General features: G+C 72.9%; 9 protein-coding genes. 1 reads left to right on the top strand and 8 read right to left on the bottom strand.

Features of this window, described 5'->3' with window-relative positions; translation table 11 throughout:
• Nucleotides 1–444, bottom strand: a 444-nt coding sequence (locus VGE38_RS00365) for a ParA family protein (protein ID WP_331140540.1), incomplete at its 3' end; no start/stop codon positions are given.
• A 49-nt stretch (nucleotides 445–493) separates the two neighbouring features.
• Between VGE38_RS00365 and VGE38_RS00360 the strand changes: the two genes are divergently transcribed.
• Entirely contained in the window at nucleotides 494–1,273 is a 780-nt protein-coding gene (locus VGE38_RS00360; protein ID WP_331140539.1) for an SDR family NAD(P)-dependent oxidoreductase, read from the top strand.
• Nucleotides 1,274–1,313: 40 nt separating this feature from the next.
• Here VGE38_RS00360 and VGE38_RS00355 read toward each other — a convergent pair whose 3' ends face one another.
• The 7 genes from VGE38_RS00355 to VGE38_RS00325 form a co-directional block, all read right to left on the bottom strand.
• A complete protein-coding gene (locus VGE38_RS00355) occupies nucleotides 1,314–1,901 on the bottom strand; it encodes a MarC family protein (RefSeq protein WP_331140542.1) in 588 nt (195 codons plus the stop codon).
• Between the two features lie 14 nt (nucleotides 1,902–1,915).
• Entirely contained in the window at nucleotides 1,916–2,806 is an 891-nt protein-coding gene (locus tag VGE38_RS00350) for a PHP domain-containing protein (protein ID WP_331140538.1), read from the bottom strand.
• A 63-nt stretch (nucleotides 2,807–2,869) separates the two neighbouring features.
• Nucleotides 2,870–3,499 (bottom strand): DUF6758 family protein, encoded by a 630-nt coding sequence (locus tag VGE38_RS00345; RefSeq protein ID WP_331140537.1) that lies wholly within the window; start codon nucleotides 3,497–3,499, stop codon nucleotides 2,870–2,872.
• 32 nt (nucleotides 3,500–3,531) lie between these two features.
• Nucleotides 3,532–4,110 (bottom strand): histidine phosphatase family protein, encoded by a 579-nt coding sequence (locus tag VGE38_RS00340; RefSeq protein WP_331140536.1) that lies wholly within the window; start codon nucleotides 4,108–4,110, stop codon nucleotides 3,532–3,534.
• 48 nt (nucleotides 4,111–4,158) lie between these two features.
• Nucleotides 4,159–4,323, bottom strand: coding sequence for a DUF5302 domain-containing protein (locus tag VGE38_RS00335; protein WP_331140535.1), 165 nt, complete (start codon nucleotides 4,321–4,323; stop codon nucleotides 4,159–4,161).
• A 66-nt stretch (nucleotides 4,324–4,389) separates the two neighbouring features.
• On the bottom strand, nucleotides 4,390–5,184 hold the full coding sequence (locus tag VGE38_RS00330) for an SDR family oxidoreductase (RefSeq protein WP_331140534.1): 795 nt from the start codon (nucleotides 5,182–5,184) through the stop codon (nucleotides 4,390–4,392).
• 40 nt (nucleotides 5,185–5,224) lie between these two features.
• The gene (locus VGE38_RS00325) at nucleotides 5,225–6,292 is read right to left on the bottom strand and encodes a MaoC family dehydratase (RefSeq protein WP_331140533.1); all 1,068 of its coding nucleotides are present in this window, start codon (nucleotides 6,290–6,292) and stop codon (nucleotides 5,225–5,227) included.
• Between the last annotated feature and the right edge of the window lies 1 nt (nucleotide 6,293).

Here is a 6,293-nt window from a genome sequence, read left to right as displayed (position 1 = left end):
CGGCATCGGGATGATGAGGCCGTTCGCCGCGGTGAGCGCGTTGAGCGTCAGCACGCCCAGGCTCGGCGAGCAGTCGACGAGGATGACGTCGTAGTCCTTGCGCACCGGGTCGAGCGCGGTCTGGAGGACGTACTCGCGGGCCGGGCGTCCGAGGAGCACCGCCTCGGTGCCGGCGAGGTCGATCGAGCTCGGCACGAGGTGCACGCCGTCCTCGCACTCGACGACGACGTCGCCGACCTCCACCTGGCCGAGCAGGACGTGGTGGACCGACTCCTCGACCTCGTCGGGGTCGACGCCGAGGCTGAAGGTCAGGCACGCCTGCGCGTCGAGGTCGACGAGGAGCACGCGCTTGCCGAGCTCGGCGAACGCGGCGCCCAGCGAGGCGACCGAGGTCGTCTTGGCGACGCCACCCTTCTGGTTGGCGACGGCGAGCGTGGTGGTCATCGGGGCCATCATGCCCGAACCGACCGGCCAGTAGGCGAGACTGGGACACATGTCGCACACAACTGCTCGTCTCGGGACCGCCCTCGTCACCGGCGCGACGGCCGGCATCGGCCTCGCCTTCGCCCGACAGCTCGCGGCCCGCGGCACGAACCTCGTCCTCGTCGCCCGCGATGCCGACCGGCTCAAGGCCGTGGCCGAGGAGCTCACGACGGCCCACGGCGTGGCGGTGGAGGTGCTGCCGGCCGACCTCGTGGACCGTGAGCAGCTCGCCACGGTCGAGGCGCGGCTCGCGGACGCCGACCGTCCGGTCGACCTGCTCGTCAACAACGCCGGCTTCGGGCTGAAGAAGCGGTTCCTGCACAACACCGCCGACGAGGAGACCGCCATGACCGAGGTGCTGGTCGTCGCTCCCCTGCGGCTCTCCCACGCGGCGCTCGGCGCTCAGGCGGCGCGCGGCCACGGCGGCGTCATCAACGTCGGCTCGGTCGCGTCGTACCTGCCCCGTGGGACGTACTCCGCCGCGAAGGCGTGGATCAACAGCTTCACCGAGTGGGCCCACAACGAGTACCGCCCGCAGGGCGTCACCGTGATGGCGTTGCTGCCCGGCTTCACCCGCACCGAGTTCCACGAGCGGATGGGCGTGGGTCGCGACTCCGCGCCGGCGTGGATGTGGCTCGACGTGGACGACCTGGTCCGGGAGGCGCTGGAGGACTTCGACAAGGGCCGGGCCTTCTCGATCCCGAGTGCGCGCTACAAGGCGCTGGCCACCGTCGCCCGGGTCGCGCCGACCCGGCTGCTGCAGCGGTTCCAGCTCATCGGCCGCAAGTAGCCGCCGGCCATCGCTGAGGCGCGGGCTCGGGCGGGCGGGATCAGCCCTCGCCGGCGATGAAGGCCCGGACGGCGTCGGCCACCATCTGCACGGCGATCGCGGAGAGCAGCAGACCGGCGATCCGGGTGACGAGCAGGATGCCGCTCTCGCGGATCAGGCGGAGGATCGGCAGCGAGTAGCGCATCGAGAGCCACAGCACGATGTGGACCGCGACGATGCCGACCGCGACCGCGGTGAAGTCGGGCACGCTGTCGACCTGCCGGGTGAAGACCATGGTGGCGACGATCGCGCCCGGGCCGGCCAGAAGCGGCGTCCCGAGCGGCACCAGCGCGATGTTGGTGTCGGCCGCCGCCGACGCCTCCTGCTCGTTGCCGGTGAGCAGCTCGAGCGCGACGAGCAGGAGCAGCAGGCCGCCGGCGCACTGCAGCGCCGGGAGCGAGATGTGCATGTAGTGCAGGATCCGCTCGCCGAAGAACGCGAACAGCACGATGACCAGGAACGCCACCGCGACGGCCTGCCAGGCCGCCTTCCGGGCGGTCGCGACCGACCGGCCGCTGGTGAGCGACAGGAAGATCGGCACGGTGCCGGGCGGGTCCATGATCACGAACAGGGTCACGAAGACCTCGATCGCCAGCGTGGTGTTCAGGGTCGGACCACCTCGGGGGTCGGGCGGCTGCTCGATCGCGCCGCGTCAGCCGCGCGGTCGAGCAGGCGGGCGTACTGCTCGGGATCGGTGGTGTTGCACCCCAGGTCGTGGTCGGTCTTCCCGGCACCGTGGTAGTCGCTCGAGCCGGTGACGACCAGGTCGAGGTTGCGGGCGATCGCTCGCAGGCGGTCACGGGCCTCGGGAGCATGGCCCTGGTGGTCCACCTCGATGCCGGTCAGCCCCGCCTCCCGCAGCTCCGCCAGGTCGGCCTCATCGGGCCGCTGCCGACGGCTGCGACCCCACGGGTGGGCGATGACGCTGACACCACCCGCGGCCGCGACGTGGCGGATCGTGTCGACCAGCGGGGCGGCGTACCGGTCGACGTACGCCGGCCGGCTCCACCCGAGGTACCGGTCGAACGCCTCGGTCCGGTCGGCGACCACGCCGAGGGTGACCAGCGCGTCCGCGACGTGGGGCCGCCCGGTGGCGCTGGCGTCCGCCGAGGCCGCCGCCACGTCGGCGAGCGTGATCGAGACGCCGAGCTCGTTGAGCCGGCTCACCATCGTCGGCACCCGTGCCTGCCGGCCCTCCAGGACGTGCCGCAGCTCGTCCGCGAGCGGCTGGTAGGTCGGGTCGACGAGGTAGGCCAGCAGGTGCACCCCCGCGGTGCCCCAGGACCCGTCGTGCCGCGTGCTGACCTCGATGCCGGGCACCAGCTCGATGCCGGCGTCGCGGGCGGCCGCGGCGGCCTCCTCCCACCCGTCGGCGGTGTCGTGGTCGGTGAGGGCGACGACGTCGAGCCCCGCCGCGACCGCGGCGCGGACCAGCTCGGCCGGCGACTCGGTCCCGTCACTCACCCGGGAGTGAGTGTGGAGGTCGATGCGCACGCGCCGAGGATATGTGGTGCGAGCCTCGGCGGACGATTCAGCGCCGTCGGCCGGGGCGGGGCCTCACCACGCCGGTGCGGGACCCCCGAAGGGCAGGTCCAGCAGCGCCGGACCGAGCCGGGAGACGTCGCGGAGCGTCCACTCCTCATGCAGCAGCAACAGCGCGGAGGCCGGCCGCAGCACCAGCCACAGCCAGCGGCCGCCGCCCTCGCCGGCGAGCACCGAGCGGTCCCACTCCCCGTGACTGCGGCTGGTCGAGACCGGCCACAGCGACACCTGCTGGGCGTCGAGCCGGAGCCGCAGCGTCGCCGGCCCGTCGGCCAGGTCGTGGCCCGGGTCGGCGTGCGGCATGCCGGCACACCGGGCGCCCAGGCCGGTGCCCGGCTCCTCGGCGACCACCAGCAGGTCGACCGGACCGTCCAGCTCGCTGGGACCCGAGACGCACGTCATCGTGGCGGCCGGACGGTCGCCACCGACGGCGGCGAAGTCCGTGACGTGCCAGCCGGGGCTGAGCGGCCACGGCAGGTACGTCGGGAAGCCGGCCGTCCGCTCGAGGTGGGCCACGAAGCCGTCGTACGACGCCTCCTCGGCGTGCCACAGCGGCGGGACGGGGCCGTGCTCGGGGCACGACCAGGCCCCACCGGCACCGGCGACCGGCGTCGCACAGCGCGGGCACCCCGGGATGCGACCCATGCCCCTAACGTGCTGAGGTCCGGGGGGCCGCGTCAAGCGCCCGGGCTGTTCCAGCGCAGCACGACCGGCTGCTCCCGCTCGAAGCCGAGCACCGAGACCGTCGCCGTGTCGAGCCGGAACAGCCGCCCCTCGGAGACCGGCAACCCAAGCCAGCGGGCCGTGAGCGCCCGCAGCGCGTGCCCGTGGCCGAAGACGAGCACGCGGCCGTGGACCGCCCGCGCCCGGGTGACGACGCGGTCCAGGCGCTCACCGACCTCCGCGGCCGTCTCCCCGCCCGGCGAGGGGTGGGTCCACACCGTCCACCCGGGATCGGTCTCGCGGATCTCGCGGGTCGTGACGCCCTCGTAGTCGCCGTAGCCCCACTCCACGAGGTCCTCGTCGACCACCGCGTCGGGGAAGCCGGCCAGGTCGGCGGTGCGCCGCGCCCGCTGCCGGGGCGAGGTGAGCACCAGGTCGAACGGCTCGGTCCCCAGCAGCGGCGCCAGCGTCCGGGCCGTCGCCTCCCCCTCGGGCAGCAGCGGCAGGTCGGTCGTCGAGGTGTGCCGTCCGGTGGTGCTCCACGCCGTCGCGCCGTGCCGCACCAGCACGACCTCCCTGCGATCCTCGCTCACCCGTCGAGTCTGGCAGGCCCAGGGCGGCCCAGGGCGGCCCAGGGCGGCTCAGCCCGACTTGCGCCGGAAGACGCGCTTGGCCGACGCCGGACCGTGCTCCTCGGCACGACCCTTGTCGTGGCTCTGGTGCTCCACCCCGGCGTCGTGGGACTTCTTGCGGTCCAGCGCTTCGCGCATCTTGGCCTTGAGGTCGTCGTTCGCGGATCCGGTCATGGGTCCAGCCTCACACCAGGACCCGGTCCGCGTCGACCAGGTATCGCGCCGTCCCGGCGGAGCCGGTCAGGCCTTGGCGATGAAGCGGTTGACCTCGCGGGTGAGGAACGACGGCACCAGGTCGGCGAGGGTGGCCAGCGTCTTGGCCGGCATGCCGACCGCCGTGTGGACCTTGGTCGGCTTCACCTTGTCGAGCAGGCTGGGCTTGCGCGCCATGGCGACCAGCTGGTCGGCGACGTCCTCGACGGTGAGGTTGACGCCCAGGGTCTCGTGGCTCGTGGTGTCGTTGCCGTCGAGCAGGCCCGTGTTGACCCACAGCGGCCACACCGCCTGCACGCGGATGCCCTCCTTGCGCCACTCCAGCTCCAGGCCCTCGGTGAACCCGCGGACCGCGAACTTGGAGGCGGAGTACGACGTGATCTCCGGCTGGCCGTAGATCGCCGACGCCGAGCAGATGTTGATCACGCCCGAGCCGGGGGTCGCCTTGAGGTAGGGGTACGCCGACCAGCAGCCGTTGATGACGCCGCCGACGTTGATGTCGATGGTGAGCTGGTGCTGCGCGAGCGGGACCTCGGTCAGCCGGCCGGCGCGCAGGATGCCGGCGTTGTTGATGAGCAGGTCGAGCCGACCCCCCGACGCGGCGGCGAAGTCGGCGAGCGCCTGCTCCCACTCCTCCGGCTTCGTGACGTCGAGCCGGCCGCCCGCAGCGCAGTCGCTGCCCAGCTGCTCGACGAGCGCGGTGGCGCCGGCGACGTCGACGTCGTAGACGCCGACGAACCAGCCCTCGGCGGCGAACCGCTCGGCGGTGGCCTTGCCGATGCCGGCGGCGGCACCGGAGATGAACACGGCGGGCTTGGTCATGGGGTGATCTCCTCGTGATGCGGGTCGGTCCGAGAGCGGGTCAGCGGGGGACGAGCGCCCAGTAGTCCAGGTCGAGCAGCACGCCGGTGGCGTACTTCCCGTCGTTCTCGCCTCCGGTCTGTCGCAGCGTCATCGACTCGTCGCGGCCCTTCGTGGCCACCAGGCGCAGCCGGAGCGCGCCAACGCCGGGGGCGTCCAGCTCCGCGCGGTCGAGCACCTCCGACCAGGCGTAGACGGTGTCGCCGGCGAAGGCTGGGGCGACGTGCGAGCCGGCGTTGATGGCGGCGATCAGCTGGGCGTTGGCGAGGCCGTTGAAGGACAGCGCCCGGGCCAGCGAGATCACGTGGCCGCCGTACACCAGGCGCTTGCCGTCGGGACGGGCCTCGGTGTTGAAGTGCACCTTCGCGGTGTTCTGCCACAACCGGGTGGCCATCATGTGCTCGGCGTCGGTCAGCGTGACGCCGTCGACGTGGTCGATCCGCTCGCCGACGGCGTAGTCGCCGAAGCGGTGCGGCTCTCCCGCCGCGGCGAAGTCGTAGGAGGTGAAGTCGAGCCCGCGTGGCACCACCAGGTCGGCGGCCGGGACGACCGGCGCCAGGTCGGGCAGCACGGTCTCGGGGGCTGCTTCGGTGGCCGAGCCTGCCGGGACCCGCTTGTGCACCATCACCCAGCGGGCCCACTCCAGCGCGACCTCGCCACGCTGGTTGGTGGCGGTGGAGCGGACGTAGACGACGCCTGACTTCCCGTTGGAGTTCTGCTTCAGGCCGATGACCTCGGAGCGGGTGCGCAGGGTGTCCCCCGGCACGACCGGCTGGTGGAAGCGGCACTCGGCATAGCCGAGGTTGGCGACCGCGTTGAGCGAGATGTCGGGCACCGTCTTGCCGAAGGCGATGTGGAAGGCGACCAGCTCCTCCACCGGGTGGGCCGCCAGACCGACGGCGGACGCGAAGGCCGCCGAGGACGGCAGCGCGAAGCGGGTGGGGTAGATCGCGCCGTAGAGCGCGCGGTCACCCTCGGTGACGGTGCGGGGGGTGGCGTGCTCGATGACCTGGCCGACGGTGAAGTCCTCGAAGAAGTTGCCGGGGTTGGTCTTCGACGCGGCGCTCAAC

It is taken from the genome of Nocardioides sp., assembly GCF_036405735.1.
Classification (GTDB): Bacteria; Actinomycetota; Actinomycetes; order Propionibacteriales; family Nocardioidaceae; genus Nocardioides.
Note: the sequence above shows the minus strand (reverse complement) of the source record. Positions and strands in the feature narration are given on the sequence as shown.